Source organism: Pseudomonas sp. HS-18, from assembly GCF_020401845.1.
Taxonomy (GTDB): domain Bacteria; phylum Pseudomonadota; class Gammaproteobacteria; order Pseudomonadales; family Pseudomonadaceae; genus Pseudomonas; species Pseudomonas nitroreducens.
This window is the reverse complement of the sequence record NZ_CP084413.1, coordinates 259,761-278,623: the sequence shown is the minus strand read 5'-3', so window position 1 is coordinate 278,623 and position 18,863 is coordinate 259,761. Positions and strand designations below refer to the sequence as shown.

General features: G+C 66.1%; 21 protein-coding genes. 7 read left to right on the top strand and 14 right to left on the bottom strand.

Features of this window, described 5'->3' with window-relative positions; all coding sequences use genetic code 11:
* Positions 1-21: 21 nt before the first annotated feature.
* From LDJ84_RS01295 to LDJ84_RS01235, 13 genes are all read right to left on the bottom strand, one after another.
* Positions 22-1,176, bottom strand: a complete 1,155-nt coding sequence (locus LDJ84_RS01295) for a flagellar hook-length control protein FliK (protein WP_226045785.1) — start codon at positions 1,174-1,176, stop codon at positions 22-24.
* Positions 1,177-1,179: 3 nt separating this feature from the next.
* A complete protein-coding gene (locus LDJ84_RS01290; protein ID WP_024766284.1) occupies positions 1,180-1,497 on the bottom strand; it encodes a hypothetical protein in 318 nt (105 codons plus the stop codon).
* A complete protein-coding gene (fliS, locus tag LDJ84_RS01285; protein ID WP_037017149.1) occupies positions 1,481-1,879 on the bottom strand; it encodes a flagellar export chaperone FliS in 399 nt (132 codons plus the stop codon). Before fliS ends, LDJ84_RS01290 begins: the two co-directional genes overlap by 17 nt.
* Positions 1,876-3,225, bottom strand: coding sequence for a flagellar filament capping protein FliD (fliD, locus tag LDJ84_RS01280; protein WP_065086317.1), 1,350 nt, complete (start codon positions 3,223-3,225; stop codon positions 1,876-1,878). Before fliD ends, fliS begins: the two co-directional genes overlap by 4 nt.
* A 431-nt stretch (positions 3,226-3,656) precedes the next feature.
* The gene (gene flgN, locus LDJ84_RS01275) at positions 3,657-4,097 is read right to left on the bottom strand and encodes a flagellar protein FlgN (protein WP_226045784.1); all 441 of its coding nucleotides are present in this window, start codon (positions 4,095-4,097) and stop codon (positions 3,657-3,659) included.
* Entirely contained in the window at positions 4,094-4,378 is a 285-nt protein-coding gene (gene flgM, locus LDJ84_RS01270) for a flagellar biosynthesis anti-sigma factor FlgM (RefSeq protein WP_024766280.1), read from the bottom strand. The genes flgN and flgM overlap by 4 nt, the downstream gene beginning before the upstream one ends.
* Before the next feature lie 190 nt (positions 4,379-4,568).
* Positions 4,569-4,991, bottom strand: coding sequence for a flagellar FliJ family protein (locus LDJ84_RS01265; protein WP_226045783.1), 423 nt, complete (start codon positions 4,989-4,991; stop codon positions 4,569-4,571).
* Positions 4,991-6,322, bottom strand: coding sequence for a flagellar protein export ATPase FliI (gene fliI / locus LDJ84_RS01260; RefSeq protein WP_280048316.1), 1,332 nt, complete (start codon positions 6,320-6,322; stop codon positions 4,991-4,993). Before fliI ends, LDJ84_RS01265 begins: the two co-directional genes overlap by 1 nt.
* A gap of 1 nt (position 6,323) precedes the next feature.
* Complete coding sequence (gene fliH / locus LDJ84_RS01255; protein WP_024766277.1) at positions 6,324-7,022, bottom strand: flagellar assembly protein FliH; 699 nt, start codon at positions 7,020-7,022, stop codon at positions 6,324-6,326.
* A 6-nt stretch (positions 7,023-7,028) separates the two neighbouring features.
* Entirely contained in the window at positions 7,029-8,069 is a 1,041-nt protein-coding gene (locus LDJ84_RS01250) for a FliG C-terminal domain-containing protein (protein WP_024766276.1), read from the bottom strand.
* A complete protein-coding gene (gene fliF, locus LDJ84_RS01245; protein WP_226045782.1) occupies positions 8,047-9,738 on the bottom strand; it encodes a flagellar basal-body MS-ring/collar protein FliF in 1,692 nt (563 codons plus the stop codon). Before fliF ends, LDJ84_RS01250 begins: the two co-directional genes overlap by 23 nt.
* Positions 9,739-9,747: 9 nt before the next feature.
* Positions 9,748-10,095 (bottom strand): flagellar hook-basal body complex protein FliE, encoded by a 348-nt coding sequence (locus LDJ84_RS01240; protein WP_084358415.1) that lies wholly within the window; start codon positions 10,093-10,095, stop codon positions 9,748-9,750.
* Between the two features lie 25 nt (positions 10,096-10,120).
* On the bottom strand, positions 10,121-11,500 hold the full coding sequence (locus LDJ84_RS01235) for a sigma-54 dependent transcriptional regulator (RefSeq protein WP_226046628.1): 1,380 nt from the start codon (positions 11,498-11,500) through the stop codon (positions 10,121-10,123).
* Between the two features lie 472 nt (positions 11,501-11,972).
* Here LDJ84_RS01235 and LDJ84_RS01230 point away from each other — a divergent pair, with 472 nt between their 5' ends.
* Genes LDJ84_RS01230 through LDJ84_RS01200 form a run of 7 tightly spaced genes read left to right on the top strand, consistent with a single transcriptional unit; the run spans position 11,973 to position 18,272 of the window.
* A complete protein-coding gene (locus LDJ84_RS01230) occupies positions 11,973-12,812 on the top strand; it encodes a FliM/FliN family flagellar motor switch protein (protein ID WP_065086103.1) in 840 nt (279 codons plus the stop codon).
* Positions 12,809-13,180, top strand: a complete 372-nt coding sequence (locus LDJ84_RS01225) for a FliM/FliN family flagellar motor switch protein (protein WP_024767369.1) — start codon at positions 12,809-12,811, stop codon at positions 13,178-13,180. Before LDJ84_RS01230 ends, LDJ84_RS01225 begins: the two co-directional genes overlap by 4 nt.
* Positions 13,180-13,950 carry a flagellar type III secretion system pore protein FliP gene (gene fliP / locus LDJ84_RS01220; protein WP_413247440.1) on the top strand — a complete coding sequence of 257 codons (771 nt, stop codon included), beginning with the start codon at positions 13,180-13,182 and terminating at the stop codon, positions 13,948-13,950. The genes LDJ84_RS01225 and fliP overlap by 1 nt, the downstream gene beginning before the upstream one ends.
* A 19-nt stretch (positions 13,951-13,969) precedes the next feature.
* Positions 13,970-14,242, top strand: a complete 273-nt coding sequence (locus tag LDJ84_RS01215; RefSeq protein WP_024767371.1) for a flagellar biosynthetic protein FliQ — start codon at positions 13,970-13,972, stop codon at positions 14,240-14,242.
* A 4-nt stretch (positions 14,243-14,246) separates the two neighbouring features.
* Positions 14,247-15,047, top strand: coding sequence for a flagellar biosynthetic protein FliR (fliR, locus tag LDJ84_RS01210; RefSeq protein ID WP_226045781.1), 801 nt, complete (start codon positions 14,247-14,249; stop codon positions 15,045-15,047).
* A complete protein-coding gene (gene flhB / locus LDJ84_RS01205; protein WP_226045780.1) occupies positions 15,040-16,173 on the top strand; it encodes a flagellar biosynthesis protein FlhB in 1,134 nt (377 codons plus the stop codon). The genes fliR and flhB overlap by 8 nt, the downstream gene beginning before the upstream one ends.
* Positions 16,174-16,175: 2 nt before the next feature.
* Positions 16,176-18,272 (top strand): flagellar biosynthesis protein FlhA, encoded by a 2,097-nt coding sequence (locus LDJ84_RS01200; RefSeq protein ID WP_038803758.1) that lies wholly within the window; start codon positions 16,176-16,178, stop codon positions 18,270-18,272.
* Between the two features lie 226 nt (positions 18,273-18,498).
* On the opposite strand, the gene LDJ84_RS01195 is transcribed toward LDJ84_RS01200, so the two are convergent.
* Positions 18,499-18,861, bottom strand: coding sequence for a PilZ domain-containing protein (locus LDJ84_RS01195; protein ID WP_024767259.1), 363 nt, complete (start codon positions 18,859-18,861; stop codon positions 18,499-18,501).
* Between the last annotated feature and the right edge of the window lie 2 nt (positions 18,862-18,863).

Sequence of the window (18,863 nt, the reverse complement as noted above, 5' to 3'; positions counted from 1 at the left end):
GGGGTACGGGCCGCGGGCGGCCTACACGGTAATCAGTACGTCGCTGTCGCCACGCGGCGCGGAGCGCTCGCCCACCTGCGCATCACGCGGGTTGGCGGCGACCGCGAGCGGTTCTTCGGCAAAGCGCTGGCGGTTCTGCTGGCCCTGCTGGCCGGACTGCGAATCGGACGAAACCTGCACGTTGACCTGCAGGAAGTTCTGCCCGACCAGTTCCTGGCGCAGGCGCTCACTGGTGTTCTGCAGCAGGCGCACGACGTCGCCGCTGGACGCGGAAATCTGCACGTTGAGCTGCCCGGCCTCATGGCGCACGAGGATTTCCATGGCGCCCAGCTCTGGCGGATCAAGGCGGATCGTGGCGTTCTGCACGCGCTGGCCGAGTTGCAGCTCGACGTTGTCGCGCAGGGCGCTGACCATCTGCTCGCCCCAGTGGGCCTCGTTGCTGCCCTTGAGGTGCAGCGGCTTGTCGAACAGCGGCGACGCCGGTGCAGTAGACGAGGCGGGCGTGCTGCTGTCGGTCACCGGAAGACGCGCGTCGAGCGCGCCGGCGGGCAACGTCGGTACGGCGGAGTCCGGGGTCTGTGCGGCAGCAGCCAGGTGCTGTTGCAGCAACGTCTGCGCCTGGCTCTGGGTCGCCTCGCGCGGTGCCGGCTGCGTGGGTACGGCCGGCTCTTCGGGCAGGTCGGCGGGCGGCAGCAGCACGTCTTCGGGCTTCACTGCGGCGGGCGCCGGCTGCGCCTGGCCATCCACCGCCTGGGTGGCGAAACCGGCCACCTGGGCGTGGGTCCGGACCGCCGGGTTATCCCGCGCCTGCACCACCAGCCCAGCCTGGCCAAGCATGCCGGCGAGCCAGTTTTCCGCGCCGGAGGGCGATGCTTCTTCGCTTGCCCGGCCCTGCGTATCGTCGTCGCGGGTATCGACGGGCAACGCCTCCGGCGGCAGCGCAGCCTCGGCTTGCTGCACCGGCTCCTCGGCCTGCGCGGTATCGAACTGGGCGAGGAACGACTGCACGCTGATGGTTCGCTCGCCGGCATTCGACTGCGCCGGCGGCTGCGCACGGAATCCCGCCACAGCAGCAGTGTCGCCGCCGTCGCGGCGCGAGTCCTGCGAACGCGCCTCGGCCACCGGGCGTGTAGCACGGTCGGTGGTCGGCAGCGCTTGGGTCGGCAACTGGATCACGGTCTATCGACCCTCCTGGTACGTATCCACCTGCATGTACGCCGAGCGACCCTCGGCGTATTCCAGGTGCGAGAGCAGCAGGCGGCGCAGGCGCTCGCACTCTTCGGCACAGGCCTGTGACGCCTGCTCGTGCAGACGTTTCAGGTGCTTCTTGGCCAGCAGCACGTCGGCGGCCAGCCCGGTCTGCGATGACATCGCCACCAGTTGCGCGCGGATCGCCAGGTCGACCTGCCCCATGGCTTTCCAGTCCTTGCGCTGCAGCGCCGCGCCGAGCCGTTCGTACAGCTCGAGCAGGCGCCGGCGATCATCCACGGGCGGCACTCACGCCCTCCCAGCCTTCACGCAGGATGCCCAGCAGGCGCACGACCTCATCGATCCCGGCAACTTCCAGCGACACACTGACGTCGGAGAGCCGGTAGATGCAGTAGTCATACAGGCGCGCCAGGCCCTGCACGGTCTCGCCGCCGTTCTCGTAGTCGAGTGCGCCGTTGAGGCCGTTGAGGATGTTCAGGCACTTCTCCAGGGAGCGGCCCTTCTGCTGGTAGCGCTTGTGCTCGATATGCCCGCGGGCGCGGGCCAGTTCGTCGAGCAGGCCGTCGAACAGCACCAGCACCAGTTCGTAAGGCGAGGACGAGGCGGCCTTGGATTCCAGGTCGATCATCCGGTAGCTGTCGTAGCTTTCGTTCATGCCGTAGGCGGTCATCCGAACATCCCGCTGGTCTGGTCCATCGACTGCATGGTTTGCATCATCGAGGTGTATTGCTTGAGGTAGCGCGCGTAGTAGGTGTCGTACTGCTTCTGCAGGTTGTCGTAGTCATCGTCGACGCGGCGCAGGCTGTTGTTCAGGGCGTCCTTGCGGTTCTTCATGACGCCATTGGTGCTGTTGGTGTAGACGGCGACACCCTTGTCCAGGCTGTCGAGCAGGTTGCCCTTGCCCATGAACAGCTTGTCCAGGGCCTCGGGTTCGCTGGCGATGGCTTTCTCGAAACGAGTGGCGTCGAGGGTCAGCTTGCCGCTGCGGTCGGCGCTGATGCCCAGGGTGATCAGGTTGGCGCCGCCGAAGCTGGTACGGACCATCTGGTTCAGCGCGTTCTCGATGGCACGCACGCTGGAGTCGCCGGCCAGGGCGCCGCGGGCGTTGCCGTTCTGGTCGCCGGCGGCGGTCAGGCTGTCGATGGTGCTGGCCAGGGCGTTGAAGGCGTCGATGAAGGTCTGCACCTTCTTCTTGGTTTCGCTCTGGTCCTGGGCGACGGTCAGGCGGATCGGCTGTTCGCCGGACTTCTGCGCCTGGGTGAAGGTTGCGCTGACACCATCGATGATGTTGTCGAAGGTGTTGCTGGCGTTGGTCAGCAGCATGCCGTTCTCGCCACCCAGGCGGACTCGGGCGTCCTGGGCCTTGGACAGCTCCTGCGGGTTGCCGATGGCGTTCTCGAAAGCGCTGTTGGCGCTGTCGGTGCCGCTCAGCGACAGGCTGATGGCATTCGCCGCGCCGGACTTCTCCGCGCCCAGCACCAGCGAGACCTGGCCGTTGCTGCGCACCAGGGTGGCCTTGACGCCGGTATTGTCGGTGGCCTTGTTGATTGCGGCGGCCAGTTCGTCCAGCGAGTTGGCGCCGTCGCCGTCGGTGTCGATCTTGCTCAGGTCGATGTCGAACGACTTGCCGTTCTGGCTGAGGGTCAGGGTGCCCTGGGTATCGATGTCGCCGGCCTGCAGGCCGGAGAACGACAGCTGGTGGCTGGTGGCGAGCTGCTCGACGAAGAAGTCGTAGCTGCCGGGCACGGCGTTCTTGTCCACCTTGGCGCTCAGGTAGCCGTCCTTGCTGGTGGTGGCGCTGTTGACCAGCATGCTGGTGTTGCTGCCGGTCACGCCCTGCAGGCTCTTCACTGCCGAGGAGAAGGTCTTGAGCGCCGACTCCAGGGAAGTCACCGCGGTCAGCTGGGACTGGTACGACGACTTGTTGCGATCAGCCTTGTTCAGGCCGTTCTGCACTTCGTACGTGGCCAGCTGCTGAGCCATGCTTTTGACGTAATCGGAATCTATGGTCGCCATCTGAATCCACCTCTTTGTGCCCCCTCTGCATAAGGTCAGGAGCAATTACGATGCCAATGCCGTAAGGCCCGCCGTTCAAGGCTTTGCAGGCTTTCCGGGGAGAAGGCGAACTTCCGCCCGGCGTGGTTTGGCGCGCAGCGGGAAGCGGCATTTCCGCCTACCGGGCGCGCGCCCTGATGCAGAGGAAGGGCGACCGTGGGGAGGGATTCGTTAAGCCATTTCGGCAGGTTGTTTTTCGAGGGAATCCTGCGCGGGGGCTGCCCTCTCCCCCGCCCTCTCCCTGAAGGGGAGAGGGCGCCGATCGGCGTGGCCGAGAGGCACGGAGTTCCGCTTGATGCCGTACGGTCCCCTCTCCCGCTTGCGGGAGAGGGCTAGGGTGAGGGGCTTTGTGCGCTGCACAGAGGCACAGGAGTCCGCTCCTACGGATTCGGTCAGTACAACTGCCGCGAATACACCGGCTGCTCGCGCGGATCGCCCATCAGTTGGCTGAGAATGTCGTGGTGCATCGCCAGCAGCTTGCCGTTGCGCTCGTTGAGGCGCTTGCACTGGGCGGTGAGCTGGCCCAGCTGCTGCCACTCCTGCTGGAGCTCCTCGCGGCGCGGCGGCTGGTAGCTGGACAGCAGCGTACGCATGCCTTCAGCATCCATCGGCAGCTGGAAGGCGCGCAGCACGCGGCTACGGCGCTGCGCACGGCCGGCGACGGCATCGAGCAGCGCCTGGATATCGGGATTCAGCACTTCGATCTGCGCACTGTCCCGCGCCAGCAGGTGGCGATACAGCTCCTGCAGGCGCTCGCGCAGCGCCAGGCAATCGCGGCCATCCTGCTGGATGTCCTGCTCGATCACCTGCAGCAACCGCGCGCGCTGGGTCATGCGTCGCTGCCGCGATGGTAGGAAAGAATGCTGGTGGCGAGCAGGCGGGTGTCGTTGGCCAGGTCGCCATTCATCAGGGCGCGGCGGATTTCGGCAACCCGGTCCTGGTCCACGTCAGGCATGGCGCGCAGGGTTTCCTGCATCTCGTCCAGGCGCAGTGAATCGCTGACCGGCGCGCTGGCGCCGGCCTCTGCCACGGGAGCGGCGCGCTCGCTGCGTGCGCTCTTGGCGGACTCGCTGGTGGCCAGCGCGACGCTGGTCAGTTGCCGGGTGATTTCCATGGTGGGTATCCGAATATTTTTGGGCTTTCCCTCAGAGGGCGACCGCCCCGGAGGAAAACTTAAATGCCGTGTTGCAAGTTCACCAGACAGCCGGCGGATAACCGCAAGCGGTTATCCGCCCTACGGATTGAAGCTCCGGCGTAGGGCGCATAACGCGGAACGCGTTATCCGCCATTTCCGCAGGCCACACTCAAGCCCTGGCCCGCCACCAGGACTGCGCGGCGAGGCCATCCTGGATTTTCTGCTCCTGCTGCGCAAGTTGCAGCTGCCATTGACCGACCTTGGCCTCGATTACCTGGGCCAGCACCTTCTCGCTGCGCATGGCCGCCATCAGTTCGCCCTGGATGCGCGCCAGAGTCTGCTCGGCGACCTCCAGCTCGCAGCGCTGCAACTGCAGCATCTTGTGCAGGGTCGCCTTGTACTGCTGCTGGTTGTGCCGCTGCAGCGGCGTGCTGGTGGCCACGCTGAAGCCGCACAGGCGATCCAGCCCGGTGATGTTGTTGCGGTAGCGCTGGCAAAGATTCTGCTGGTAATTCACGCGACCCAGCAGCTCGCGAACCTTGCCGCCGCGCACGTCGGCCAGGCGCCCGAGCATGTCGATCTGCGCCTTCATCAGCGTCCCCCGACGATGCTTTGCAGGGTGGCGACGCTGTTGCCCAGCTCGGCGCCGTCGGCCGTCTCCTGGCGCAGGTAACGCTCGAGCATGGGAGCCAGTTGCACCGCGCGGTCAGTCTTCACGTCCATGCCCGGCGTGTAGCCACCCAGCGGGATAAGCTCCTTGATGCGCTCGTAGGTGCCGCTGAATTCCTTGAACTGGCGCGCCGCAGAGAGATGCACCGGGTCGGCGACCTGGCTCATGCAGCGGCTGACCGAGGCGCCGATGTCGATGGCCGGGTAATGCCCGACATCCGCCAGACGCCGCGAGAGCACGATGTGCCCGTCGAGGATCGCACGGGCGCAGTCGACGATCGGGTCCTGGTGGTCGTCGCCCTCCGCCAGCACGGTGTAGATGGCGCTCAGGCTGCCCATCTCGCCTTCGCCGTTGCCGGCGCTCTCCACCAGTTCCGGGAGCATGCCGAACACCGACGGCGGGTAGCCCTTGGTCGCCGGCGGCTCGCCCAGGGCCAGGGCGATCTCGCGCTGGGCCATGGCGTAGCGGGTCAGCGAATCCACCAGCAGCAGCACGTCCTTGCCCTGGTCGCGGAAGTAGGCGGCGATGCTGTGGCACAGCTCGGTGGCCTTCAGGCGCATCAGTGGCGATTCATTGGCCGGCGCCACTACCACCACGGCCTTCTGCAAGCCTTCCGGGCCGAGGGAGTGCAGGATGAACTCCTGCACCTCGCGGCCGCGTTCGCCGATCAGCCCGACGACCACCACATCGGCCTTGGTCTGCCGGGTGATCATGCCCAGCAGCACGCTCTTGCCCACGCCGCTGCCGGCGAACAGGCCGACGCGCTGGCCCTTGCCCAGGGTCAGCAGGCCGTTGATGGCGCGCACGCCAACGTCCAGTGGCTCGGACACCGGGCGTCGGCGCAGCGGGTTCACCTGCGGCAGCTCGGTGGGCAGGGGATGTCGGCCGGCGAGCTTGCCGAGGCCGTCCAGAGGCTCGCCAAGGCCGTTGACCACGCGCCCCAGCCAGGAATGATCGATATGCAGCACGGCTTCGTCCGGCGCCGGGAAGACCCGCGAGCCGGAGGTCAGGCCGACGGGCTTCTTGAAGGGCATGAGGTAGGTGATGTCACGGTTGAAGCCGACCACCTGCGCCTCCAGGCGCTCGCCGTCGGCGACTTCCACGTAGCAGCGCTGGCCGGTCATGCGCCGGCAGCCGAGGCTTTCCAGCAGCAGGCCGGAGACCCGCACCAGGCGACCGCTGACCCGCGCCAGCTGGACCGAATCCAGCGAGCGCAGCGCTTCCTCCAGCTTGAAGCCGTCGCCCAGGGCCACGTCAGTCTTCGTCCTGCAGGTGCGCGCTCAGCGCTTCCATGCAGCTGTCCAGGCGCTGCTGGCAACCGATATCGGCTTCCGCCTGGGCGGTGACCACACGGCACTCGCCCAGCGCCAGGCGCTCGTCCGGCACCAGGCGCCACCTGGCGGCGCGCTCGGGGTTCAGCTCGCGGATGCGCGCGCACTCTTCCGGGTTGAGCAGGATCTGCACCTCGCCCTGCTCGCCCGGCATGGCGGCGAGGGCTTCCTCGGCCAGCGTCAGCAACTGCGTGGGATTGAGCGTGAGTTCGACGCGGATGACCTGCCTGGCGACTTTCTGCACCAACTCCAGCAGCTCTTTCTGCCGCGCGTGCTGGAAGGCCTGGTGATAGTCGGTGAAGGCCGCGACGGCGGCCTGCAATGGCGCACTGGCTTCGTCGAACACTTGCCGGCCAGCGGCTCGACCTTCCTCGCGGCCCTTGCGCAGGCCGTCCTGGCGACCGGCTTCGAAGCCTTCGCGCAGGCCTGCCTCGCGGCCTTCGCCGACGCCGTCCTGGTAGCCCTTCTCCAGGCCTTCCTGGAAGCCTTCGGAGATGGCGCGCTGGCGCGCGGCCGGGTCGCTGTCCCAGCCGTGGTTGTCGGCGCTGGCGGTCGCGCAGCGCGGCGGGAAGCGGTACGGGCGCCAGGCGCGGCTGTCGGCCTTGATGACTTTGATCGCCATGCGCGGTTACTCCACCGTCTGCTCGCGGAACAGCTGCACCTGCAGGTCGCCCTCGGCGGCGAGATCGCGCACAACGCCCATGATCTCCTTTCGCACCTGCTCCACGCGGCTCAGCGGCACCGGGCCCTGGCGGCGGTTGATCGATTCCATCTGCTGCATCTGGCGCTTCGGCATGGCGCCCTGGATGGCGCGCACCAGCTCGGGTTCGGCGCCTTTCAACGCGACCACCCACTCGTCCAGCGGGATGACTTCCAGCAGGGTCTGCAGCACTTCCTGGTTCTGCCGGGAGAGGATGAAGAAGTCGTACATCTCATCCTCGATCCTGCCGACCAGGCTGTCGTTGTGGGCGCGCAGCAGCTCGAACATCTGGTTCCGGTCGCCCTTGAAGCGGTTCATGATGTCCGCCGCCTGCTTGACCCCGCGCACCTGCGAACCCTGGGTGGAGAGCACGCGCAGGCTGCGGTCGATCAGCTGCTCCAGCTCGGCGATGACGTCGCTGTTCACTTCGCTGAGGTTGGCGATGCGGAACAGCAGCTCGTCCTGGCGCTCGGCCGGCATGGCTTCGAGCACGTCGGTGGCCATGCCCGGCGGCAGGAAGGCGAGGAACACCGCCTGCATCTGCGCGTGTTCCTTGGCGATCAGCGCGGCGAACTGCTTGGGGTCGATCCACTCCATGCGCGCCATCTTGGCGCGGATTTCCTCGCCGTAGATGCTGTCCAGCAGGTTGCGCGTGATGTCGCTGCCCAGCGCCTTGCCGAGCATGCCGGCGAGGTAGGAGCGCGACGCGCCCTTGATGCTGGACTGCAGCTTGTAGTCGTCGAAGAAGCGCCCGATGACGTCGGAGACGGTGTTCTGCTTGACGTTGGACAGCCGCGCCATTGCCTGGCTGATGCTGACAATCTCCTCGCGGCTGAAATTGCGCAGGATGCCCGCGGAGGCTTCGTCACCCATGCTCAGCATGAGGATCGCCGCCTGTTCCAGCGAGCTCACGGCGCGCATCTGCGGGCCGCGCTTTTTCGGTTCTTCAGGCAGGCTCGTGTCGGTCATTGCGGCCAATCCAGTGCTTGATCACTTCCGAGACCCGTTCCGGGTCGTTCTTCGCCAGCATCTGCAGATGCTCGATCTGGTGTTCCAGCCCCGACCCCGGCGCCGGCAGGCGGATCTCCGAGAGCGGGTTCAGCTCGCCGAGAACGTTGAGGCCGCCGACGGTTTCGTTGGAAAGCGCCAGGCGGCGCTCGGCATCCAGGGCCAGCGGGTAGTCGCCAGCGCCTTCGGGTAGCGCGGCGGTAGCCGCCGGCTGCGCGCGCTGGGTCAGGCTGCGCACTGCCGGGCGCACGCCGAACAGCAGAAACAGCAGCGCGATCAGGCCGAGCACGCTGTAGCGCACCAGGGATTGCAGGGCGCTGCTTTCCCACCAGCTCTCCGCGGACTCTTCCACCGCGGTGGCGGCGAACGGGAACACGCTGACGGTGATCAGGTCGCCGCGCTGGGCGTTGAAGCCCACGGCGCTCTTCACCATGGCCTCCAGGTCGGCGCGGGCCTTGTCGGTCCAGCCGCCTTCGGGCGCCGTGCTGGCGTTGATCACCACCGCCACGCTCTGCTGGCGCAGGGCAAAGGCCGGGTACTTGATGTGCGTGACGCTCTGGTCGAAATCGTTCTGCCGGGTGGTCTCGTTGCGGGTCGAGGTCGCGGCCTTGTTGTCGGTGCCGGCGGTCTTGCCGTTGCCGGCCGGGGCGTTGGCGTTCTGCGCCTGGCCCTGCTGCGCCTGCGGCGGCGGCTCCGGCGGACGGTTGCTCAGCGAGCCGGGTACGCCGAGGGCCAACTGGTCGAGGGTGGTCTCGTTGCGCAGCGATTCACTGCGCAGGCGCGGCGCCTCGCCGTAGGCCTGCAGGGTTTCTTCCTTCTGGCTGAAGTCGATGTCGGCGGAAACGCTGATGCGGTAATTGCCCAGGCCCAGCACCGGCGCCAGCACTTCCTCGACATTGCCCACCGCCTTGCGCTGGTACTCGTCCACCGCCTGCCAGTTCTGCGACGGGCCGCCGGCACCGTTGATGCCGCGCGACAGCAGCACGCCGTTCTGGTCCACCACGCTGACGTCCTCGGGCTTGAGCTGCGGCACGCTGCCGGCCACCAGGTTGACGATGGCGCCGACCTGCTCCGGGCTCAACCGCTGGCCGGGCGCGAGTTGCAGCAGCACCGAGGCCTTGGCCGGATCGCGACGGCCCACGACGAAGGAATTGCTGTCCTCGCGGGCGACGTGCACACGCGCCTGCTCGATGCCCTTCAGGCCCATGATGGTCCGCGCCAGCTCGCCTTCCAGGCTGCGCTTGAGGCGCACATCCTGGAGGAAATGGCTGGTGCCCAGCGGCTCGTCCTTGTCGAACAGCTCGTAGCCGGCCGGCACCGATACCTTCACGCCCTTGGCCGCCAGCAGCATGCGCGCGCGGGCCAGGTCTTCCTCGCGCACCAGCACCTGGCCGCTCTGCGGGTGCAGGCGATAGTCGAAGGCTTCGGCGTCGAGCACCTGCATCACGTCGGCGGCCGGGTAGGCTTCGCCGGCGCCGTACAGCGGGCGATAGGCCCCCTGGTCGCGCCACAGGTAGAAGACCACGGCGGCGGCCAGCAGCGCGGCGCCCAGGGCAATGCCGAGCAGCCCCAGGCGCGGGTCGAGCTTGAGTTTGTCGAGCGGCAGGCGCCCTTTGAGTTTCTGCAGCACTGTCAGTCCTTACAGCGGCATGCGGATGATTTCGTCGAAGGCGCCGGTGAGCTTGTTGCGCACCTGCAGCAGCGCGGAGAACGACACGCTGGCCTTCTGGCTCTGGATCATGGCGCCGACCAGGTCGTCGCTCCGGCCGCTGTCCACCGCAGCCATGGCGGCGCTGGACCGGTGCTGCTCGGCATCCACCGAGCGCAGCGCCTGCTCGAAGCTGGCGCCGATGCCCTGTACCGGCGCACTCTCGTCGAGTTGCGTGGCGAACTGCGCGGCGGGCCGCACGGCTGGCCCGCTGGCCAGGTCGGCGTAGCGGTTCATCCGGTCCAGCATGTCCTGCTGCACCTGCATGATCGAACTCATGGAAGGTCTCCCCCGGAAGACGAAATCAGAAGTGCACCTGCACGCCCTGCTCACGCATCGCGTTGAGCCGGTAGCGCAATGCGCGGGTGGTCATGCCCAGGCTCTCGGCGGCCTTGGTCTTGTGCCCGCCGAAACGGCGGATGGTGTCGATCACGTGCTGGTACTCGGCGAGCTTGCCGCTGGCGCGCAGCGCGGCGCGGCCGCCCTCGGCCGCCAGCGGGATCACCGCGGCAACGCTGGCCATGGGCGCTTCCGGCGCGGCCAGGCCGAGGTCGCGGGGCTGGATGAACAGGCCGTTGCGCAGCACCAGGGCGCGTTGCAGGGTGTTCTCCAGCTCGCGCACGTTGCCCGGCCAGTCGTGCTGCAACAGCGCGCGGCTGGCGGACTCGGTGAGCAGGTCGTGCTCGGCGTCCTGCGGGGCGTACTGGCGGATGAAGCGCCGCGCCAGCGGCAGCACATCTTCCTTGCGCTCGCGCAGGGGCGAGATGTGCAGGGGCAACACGTCGAGGCGGAACATCAGGTCGGCGCGGAAGCGCCCTTCGTTGACCTCGGCCTGCAGGTCGCGGTTGGTGGCGGCGATGATGCGCACGTCCAGTTCGATCTCGCGGCGCCCGCCCAGGCGCTCCACGCGCTGCTCCTGCAGCACGCGCAGCAGCTTGGCCTGCAGGGCCAGCGGCAGTTCGCCAATCTCATCCAGCAGCAGGGTGCCGCCGTTGGCCAGTTCGAACTTGCCCGGCTGGGCATTCACCGCGCCGGTGAAGGCGCCGCGTTCGTGGCCGAAGAGGATGGATTCGAGCATCGCCTCGGGGATCGCCGCACAGTTCACTGCGATGAAGGGCGCGTCCGGGTTGGCGATGCCGTGTATGTAGCGGGCCAGCAGTTCCTTGCCGGTGCCGGTCTCGCCGGTGATCAGGATCGGCGCGCGGGTCTGCGCTACGCGTTGCGCCATCGCCAGCAGGCGGCGGCCGGCCTGGGAGCGCGAGACGAACAGTTCCTGGGCGGCGCTGGAGGCTTCCTGGCGACGCAGCAGCGCGGCCAGCTGGCCGGCGCCAAAGGGTGACAGCAGGTAGTCGACGCAACCGAGGTCGAGCAGGATGGCGGCCTTGTCCTGCTCTTCATAACCGACGATGGGCACCACGTCGCGCTCGCGGCCATCGCTGAGCAGCGCGCCAACCTGCGCATAGAGGTCGGGAGCGGGGAAAGCGCCGGCGAGGATGAACAGCAGCGCAGCGTCGCTGCGCGCACGGGCCAGTTCGGCGAAGCCGGAAAAGCGTTCGACACGGCAGCCTTCGGCCAGCAGCGTCTGCAAAAGGAGGGCGTGAGCGGCGTCCGAGGACGGCCCGATGATCGCAACTTTTTTCTGCGCTGGCCGCTCTACGAGCAGCGTTTCACATAATTGATCGATCGACTGGCTTACACTGTTCACCGCAACTTTCCATTCGCTAGTGCGTTCGAAAAGCCTTTCGTTGGTCAATCGCCAGCGTCTGCCGATCAAATTCTCGGCGACTGCGAAACCTTTTAACGAAATGGCTATCTCACGGGTGGCATTGCAACAACTTCGTCACACATGAAGTTACTGCAACCTGTAACTAACCCACCCACACTAACAAGTGCCAGCACTACGCCATAGCTTCCCGCCGATTAATTAAGATCAATAGACAAAAAGTTCCGTCAAAAACAGCATTTGATATCTATTGATTTAATCGGGCGACCTCAGATCGCTATCATTGCGCCACGTCAGCAGCCTGTGATGCAGCAATTTCAGGCCCTGGCAGACAGAGCATGCCGCGAGCAACGATCAGCCGACCCCGGCGGTCACGACACTTCCCGTGTCCTTGGGCAGATGGCAGATCGAACCTGGAAGTACGACGCTGAGCATGACTGGCAAATCAAAAGTCCACCATGGTGTGCCCGCCGACAGTCTGATCCGACTGAAACCGCAGAAACTCGGCCGGCATTATCACAAGATTCCGCAGTACATCAAAGAGATCTCCGGAAAGTATCCGCGGATCATCAGCGACTATTTCCTGCGGCATTATCGAATCAATCTCGAACTGGATAACCTGCGCATTCACGAGGAACTTCCCCGTGAACTGGAATGCCTCTTCGATTCGCCCCTGGGCAAGTTCGGTTTCGCCATGGACCGCGCCCTGCTGACCGAAGTCATCGAGTGTTACTACGGCGGCACCCTGGTCGCCAATCGCGACACGCCGCCGATCAGCAGCTCCGAGCAACGCATGCTCGACCGCCTCGGCCTGGACGTGGTCGACCTGTTCGGCCGCGCCCTGCTGATGGGTGAGTCGGTGGGCCGCCTGCAGCAGATCGACCCCACCTACGAAGAGGTGCAGTGGGAGTATGTGGCCGAGTTCAGCTACGTCAGCCACCTGACTGGCGAACGCTCCTCGCTCTACCTCTACCTGGACAATCCGCTGGCGGACGAACTGACCCGCCGCCTCGCCGGCCCGCCACCGCCGCGAGTGACCGGCAACCCGGTCGAGCACATCAAGCACCTGCCGCTGCGCCTGGATTGCGTGGTCGCCGCCGCCAGGATGCCGCTCTCGCAGGTGCTCGGCCTGGAGCCTGGCGATGTGCTGACGATCCGCCCGCTGGACCGCGTCGAGGTCCGCGTGAACCAGCAGAAGCTGTTCCGCGGCGCCATCTTCGAAGACGACGGCACCCTCTTCCTCTCCTCCCTGGAAAGCGTGAAAAACCCATGACCGGTTCTCTCTCCGACTCCGAGTTCGAGTCGCTGATCAACGATGGCGACCTCGACCTGACCCAGGATGCCGCCGACATTCCCGCCGAGCCCGTGCGCGCTTCGCTGCCGCAACAGGACCTGAGCTTCTTCGGCAAGATTCCGGTGAACGTCACCCTGGAAGTCGCCTCGGTGGAGATTTCCCTGAAGGAGCTGATGGATGTGGACGCCAACAGCGTGATCATCCTCGACAAGCTCGCCGGCGAGCCGCTGGACGTGAAGGTCAACGGCGCGCTGTTCGCCAAGGCCGAAGTGGTGGTGATGAACGGCAACTACGGCCTGCGCGTGCTCGAACTGTGCGGCGCCAGCCTCGACGCCCTGACTGCCTGATGATGCGGCGCCGCTCCCTGACAGGCAGATCGCTGGCCACGCTGGGCCTGCTCATCGCCGCACTCTGCCCGCTCTACGCGCAGGCAGCCGGCGGCGAGGTCACGCTGTTCAACCTGCACGACACGGCGGACGGCCAGGCCTTCAGCGTCAAGCTGCAGATCCTCATCGTCATGACGCTGCTGGGCTTCCTCCCGGCGATGCTCATGCTGATGACCTGCTTCACCCGCTTCGTCATCGTGCTGGCGATCCTCCGCCAGGCCATCGGCCTGCAGCAGAGCCCGCCGAACAACGTGCTGGTGGGCATCGCCCTGATCATGACGCTGCTGGTGATGCGCCCGGTGTGGCAGGACATCTACGCCAACGCCTACCAGCCCTTCGAGGCCGACCAGATCAGCCTGGAAGACGGCCTCGGTCGCGCCAAGCAGACGCTGAGCCGCTTCATGCTGGCGCAGACCAACCGTACCTCGCTGGAAACCATGGTCTCGCTGGCCGGCGAAACCCTGCCGGAGAAACTGGATGACCTGGACTTCTCCCTGCTGCTGCCGTCCTTCGTGCTCAGCGAGCTGAAGACCGCGTTCCAGCTGGGCTTCATGATCTTCATCCCGTTCCTGGTGATCGACCTGGTGGTGGCCAGCGTGCTGATGGCGATGGGCATGATGATGCTCTCGCCAATGATGATATCGCTGCCGTTCAAGCTGATGATCTTTGTGCTGGTGGACGGCTGGGCCCTGATGATGGGCACGTTGACCAGCAGCGTGCAGCCGTTCTAGCGGCCTTGCGGAGAACGCCATGCTCACCCCGGAAAGCGCCGTCGATATCGTCTCCAATGCCGTGCACATCACCGCGCTGATCGTCTGCGTGCTGATCGTGCCGAGCCTGCTCGGCGGCCTGCTGGTCAGCATTTTCCAGGCCGCCACGCAGATCAACGAACAGATGCTCAGCTTCCTGCCGCGCCTGCTGATCACCCTGGGGATGCTGGTATTCGCCGGGCATTGGATCCTGCGCACCCTCTCCGAACTGTTCATCGAGTCGTTCCATCAGGCAGGCCGCCTGGTCGGCTGATGCCATGCAGCAAGGTGCATCCATTCTGCAGGCGTTCGACACCCTGCAACTCCTGCAGGCCTGGTGGTGGCCCTTCTGCCGGATCATGGCGGTGTTCGCCCTGACGCCGATCTTCAGCCACAAGGCGATCCCCATGCGCCTGCGCATTCTCCTCGGCCTGGCGCTGACCGTCGCCCTCGGTGCCGCGCTGCCGCGCCCGCCGGCCATCGATCCGCTGTCCGCCCAGGGCCTGCTGGTAGCGCTGGAGCAGATCGCCTTCGGCCTGATGCTGGGGCTTTCGCTGATGCTGGTGTTCACCGTGTTCACCCTGGTGGGCGACGTGATTTCCACCCAGCTCGGCCTGAGCATGGCGGTGTACAACGACCCCATGAACGGCGTGTCGTCGTCCTCGATCCTCTACCAGCTGTACTTCATCCTGCTGGTGTTCCTGTTCCTCTCCATCGACGGCCACCTGCTGGTGGTGAGCATCCTCTACCAGAGCTTCGTCTACTGGCCGGTGGGCAGCGGCCTGCATTACCTGGGGCTGGAGTCGGTGGCCGGCAGCCTGGCCTGGGTGTTCGCCGCCGCGGTGCTGATCACCCTGCCGGTGGTGTTCTGCATGACCCTGGTGCAGTTCTGCTTCGGCCTGCTCAACCGCATCTCGCCGGCGCTGAACCTGTTCTCCCTGGGTTTTCCCATGGCGATCCTGGCGGGCCTTGCGTGCATCTGGCTGACCCTGCCGGACATCCCCGAGAACTACCTGAAGCTCACCCGCCAGCTGCTCGACGCCATCGGCGTGATCTTCCGCGAGGGCGGCCATGGCTGAGCAGCACAGCGCCCAGGAAAAGACCGAAGAGGCCTCCCAGCAGAAGCTCAGGAAGAGCCGCGAGGACGGCCAGGTCAGCCGCTCCAAGGACCTCTCCACCACGCTCTCGCTGCTGGCCACGCTGATCGCCCTGAAGTTCTGCGTGGAGCATTTCTACGACGGCCTGAAGCAGGGCTTCGCGCTGTCCTTCATCGACCTGAGGAACAGCGAGATCGGCCTCGACGACCTGCCGCTGGTGCTTGGCCACCACCTGGTGCTGTTCATCACCACGCTGCTGCCGCTGCTGGTCACGCCGCTGCTGGTGGTGCTGTTCTCGATGATCCCCGGCGGCTGGATCTTCTCCAGCAAGAACTTCATGCCCAAGCTGTCCAAGCTCAATCCCATTACCGGGCTCGGACGCATCTTCTCGCTGCAGAACTGGACCGAGCTGGCCAAGTCGCTGCTGAAGATCGCCGTGCTGATCGCCGTCGCCCTCTACCAGCTGCACGGTGCCCTGCCCGGCCTGCTCGCCTTGCAGCGCGGCGACGTGCGCACGGCCATCGCCACGGCCTTCGGCACCTTCTACGACATCACCCTGTCACTGCTGGTGGTGTTCATCCTGTTCTCGGTCATCGACATCCCGATCCAGTACTTCTTCTTCAAGAAGAAGCTGCGCATGACCAAGCAGGAGCGCAAGGAAGAGCACAAGAACCAGGAAGGCCGCCCGGAAGTGAAGGCGCGCATCCGCCAGTTGCAGCGCCAGCTGGTGCACCGGCAGATCAGCAAGACGATCAAGACCGCCGACGTGGTGATCGTCAACCCGGTGCACTTCGCCGTGGCGCTGCGCTACGACCCGAAGAAGGCCCAGGCGCCCTACGTGGTCGCCAAGGGCCTCGACGAGACCGCGCTGTACATCCGCAAGATGGCCAAGGCCCACGACCTGGAAGTGCTCGAACTGCCGCCGCTGGCCCGTGCGATCTACGCCACCACCCAGGTGAACCAGCAGATTCCTGCGCAGCTGTACAAGGCCGTCGCCCACGTACTCACCTACATCCTCCAGCTCAAGGCCTGGCGCTCCGGTCGCCGTGAACGCCCGGAGCTGATCCAGAACGTCCCCATTCCCGAAGAACTGCTGAACAGAGTCTGACCATGCGCCTACTGCAGTCACTATTGCCGACCTTCCAGAGCGGCCGCATCGGCATCCCGCTGATCATCCTTTCGATCCTCTCGATGATCATCCTGCCGCTGCCGCCGCTGGTGCTGGACGCCCTGTTCACCTTCAACATAGTGGTCGCCATCCTGGTGCTGCTGGTCAGCGTGTCGTCGAAGAGCCCGCTGGACTTCTCGCTGCTGCCCACCGTGATCCTGGTCACCACGCTGCTGCGCCTGACCCTCAACGTCGCCTCCACCCGCGTGGTGCTGCTCGACGGCCACACCGGCACGGGCGCAGCGGGCAAGGTGATCGAGGCCTTCGGCCACGTGGTGATCGGCGGCAACTTCATCGTCGGCCTGATCGTCTTCGTGATCCTGATGATCATCAACTTCATGGTCATCACCAAGGGCGGCGAGCGTATCTCCGAGGTCACCGCGCGCTTCACCCTGGACGCCCTGCCCGGCAAGCAGATGGCCATCGACGCCGACCTCAATGCCGGCCTGATCGACCAGAACGAAGCCAAGCGCCGCCGCTCGGAAGTGGCCAAGGAAGCCGACTTCTACGGTGCGATGGACGGCGCCTCGAAGTTCGTCCGTGGCGACGCCATCGCCGGCATCCTGATCCTGCTGATCAACCTGTTCGGCGGCCTCGCCATCGGCGTGTTCGTCTACGACCTGCCCGCCGGCGCAGCCTTCCAGCGCTACGCCCTGCTGACCATCGGCGACGGCCTGGTGGCGCAGATCCCGGCACTGCTGCTGTCCACCGCCGCGGCGATCATCGTCACGCGGGTCAACGAGTCCGCGGAAATCACCAGCCTGGTGCGCCGGCAGATGCTCGCCTCGCCGTCGCTGCTGTACACCGTCGCCGGCATCCTCGTGGTGCTCGGCCTGGTGCCGGGCATGCCGCACACCGCCTTCTTCGCCTTCGCCGCGCTGGTGGCGTTCATCGCCTGGCGGCTGTCGCTGGCCGGCCCGCCCATCGAGGCGCAGACGCTGGAGCAGACCCAGGCCCTGACGCACGCGATGGACCAGGAAAAGGCGCAACAGCTGGCCTGGGAAGACATTCCGCTGGTGGAGCGGCTGTCGATCTCGCTGGGCTACAAGCTGGTCAGCCTGGTCAACGAGGCCAGCGGCGCGCCGCTGCCGCAGCGGATTCGCGGCGTGCGCCAGACGCTCTCGGAGAACCTCGGCTTCCTCCTGCCGGAAGTGCAGATCCGCGACAGCCTGCGCCTGAAGGCCTCGCAGTACGCCATCCACATCAACGGCGAGCGCATCGACGGCGCGGAAATCCACGCCGACCGGCTGATGGCGATTCCCTCGCCGGAGCTGTACGGCGAGATCGACGGCATCCTCGGCGTCGACCCGGCGTACCGCATGCAGGTGGTGTGGATTCTGCCGGCCGACAAATCCCGCGCGCTGAACCTGGGCTACCAGGTGATCGACTGCGCCAGCGTGGTTGCCACGCACCTGAACAAGGTGGTGCGCGAGCACCTGCCGGACATCTTCAAGCACGACGACGTCGAACACCTGATGCAGCGCCTGACCCTGCAGGCGCCCAAGCTCGCCGAAGCGCTGAAGGCACAGTTGAGCTACTCGCAGCAGCACCGGGTGTTCCGCCAGCTGCTGCAGGAGGAAGTGCCGCTCAAGGACATCGTCACCATCGCCAGCGCCCTGCTCGAAGGCAGCGAGACCACCAAGGACCCGGTGCTGCTGGCCTCCGACGTGCGCTATGCGCTGCGTCGCAGCATCGTCTCGTCGATCGCCGGCGACCGTCCGGAGCTGACCGTGTTCGTCCTGGAGAACGCCCTGGAAAACACCCTGCTCGGCGCCCTGAGCATCGCCCAGCAGGCCGGCCCGGTGAGCCTGGACAACATCCCGGTGGAGCCCAGCCTGCTCAACCAGCTGCAGCACAGCATGCCGGTGGTGAAGGAAAAACTGCGCAAGGAAGGCCACCCGCCGATCCTCACCGTGATGCCGCAATTGCGGCCGCTGCTGGCGCGCTATGCGCGGGTGTTCAGCCCGGGGCTGCACGTGCTGTCGCAGAACGAGATTCCGGAGCGGGTGGGGGTGCAGATACTGGGGACGCTGGGGTGATGGGGTCTGGCGGAGCGGGTGCTTTTCTGAGCGTTCGCCGCGGGGTCTCCCCCTCACCCTAACCCTCTCCCAATGGGAGAGGGGACTGTCTGCAGCGGGCTGATATTTCCACGCTCGCCGACTGACTCCGGAATAGCCACAACACACCGATCGGCCCCCTCTTCCCCTGGGAGAGGGCTGGGGTGAGGGCCCGCCCGAGCGCCGAACTACCCCTCCCGAAGATCCATCACGATAACCGCGCCCGCCCCAACAGACTGCGGTTGAAGCTCACCGACATCGACGTCACCAGCTCGGTAAACGCCGCACTCGGCCGATCCAGCTTGAACCCCTGCTCGAAGCGCGCGTTCTTGGCATCCTTCTTCGACCACTGGCAGATCGCAGTGATATCCACCGAACGGGTGTGATCCTCACGCACCGGAATCTCCAGGCGCATGTCGTAGCAACTGCCCGGCGCCAGCGGTTCCTCCGTCACCAGCCGCAACCCGCCCATCGAGACATCGAGTACCGTCCCCATGGCATCGCCGCTCAGGCGGTTGGTCACGTTGATCTGGCCGATGTGGCGGAAGGTCAATCGACGGTGCTTGCGCATGC

What these genes read in the sequence shown, in the direction of transcription:
- LDJ84_RS01240 (WP_084358415.1), bottom strand. Translation starts at nt 10,095, where the DNA reads ATGAGTTCGATCATGCAGGTGCAGCAGGACATGCTGGACCGGATGAAC.
- fliR (WP_226045781.1), top strand. Translation starts at nt 14,247, where the DNA reads ATGCAGCAAGGTGCATCCATTCTGCAGGCGTTCGACACCCTGCAACTC.
- fliH (WP_024766277.1), bottom strand. Translation starts at nt 7,022, where the DNA reads ATGGCGATCAAAGTCATCAAGGCCGACAGCCGCGCCTGGCGCCCGTAC.
- LDJ84_RS01230 (WP_065086103.1), top strand. Translation starts at nt 11,973, where the DNA reads ATGACTGGCAAATCAAAAGTCCACCATGGTGTGCCCGCCGACAGTCTG.
- fliS (WP_037017149.1), bottom strand. Translation starts at nt 1,879, where the DNA reads ATGACCGCCTACGGCATGAACGAAAGCTACGACAGCTACCGGATGATC.
- flhB (WP_226045780.1), top strand. Translation starts at nt 15,040, where the DNA reads ATGGCTGAGCAGCACAGCGCCCAGGAAAAGACCGAAGAGGCCTCCCAG.
- flgN (WP_226045784.1), bottom strand. Translation starts at nt 4,097, where the DNA reads ATGACCCAGCGCGCGCGGTTGCTGCAGGTGATCGAGCAGGACATCCAG.
- fliP (WP_413247440.1), top strand. Translation starts at nt 13,180, where the DNA reads ATGATGCGGCGCCGCTCCCTGACAGGCAGATCGCTGGCCACGCTGGGC.
- LDJ84_RS01195 (WP_024767259.1), bottom strand. Translation starts at nt 18,861, where the DNA reads ATGCGCAAGCACCGTCGATTGACCTTCCGCCACATCGGCCAGATCAAC.
- fliD (WP_065086317.1), bottom strand. Translation starts at nt 3,225, where the DNA reads ATGGCGACCATAGATTCCGATTACGTCAAAAGCATGGCTCAGCAGCTG.
- LDJ84_RS01225 (WP_024767369.1), top strand. Translation starts at nt 12,809, where the DNA reads ATGACCGGTTCTCTCTCCGACTCCGAGTTCGAGTCGCTGATCAACGAT.
- LDJ84_RS01265 (WP_226045783.1), bottom strand. Translation starts at nt 4,991, where the DNA reads ATGAAGGCGCAGATCGACATGCTCGGGCGCCTGGCCGACGTGCGCGGC.
- LDJ84_RS01200 (WP_038803758.1), top strand. Translation starts at nt 16,176, where the DNA reads ATGCGCCTACTGCAGTCACTATTGCCGACCTTCCAGAGCGGCCGCATC.
- LDJ84_RS01215 (WP_024767371.1), top strand. Translation starts at nt 13,970, where the DNA reads ATGCTCACCCCGGAAAGCGCCGTCGATATCGTCTCCAATGCCGTGCAC.
- LDJ84_RS01250 (WP_024766276.1), bottom strand. Translation starts at nt 8,069, where the DNA reads ATGACCGACACGAGCCTGCCTGAAGAACCGAAAAAGCGCGGCCCGCAG.
- flgM (WP_024766280.1), bottom strand. Translation starts at nt 4,378, where the DNA reads ATGGAAATCACCCGGCAACTGACCAGCGTCGCGCTGGCCACCAGCGAG.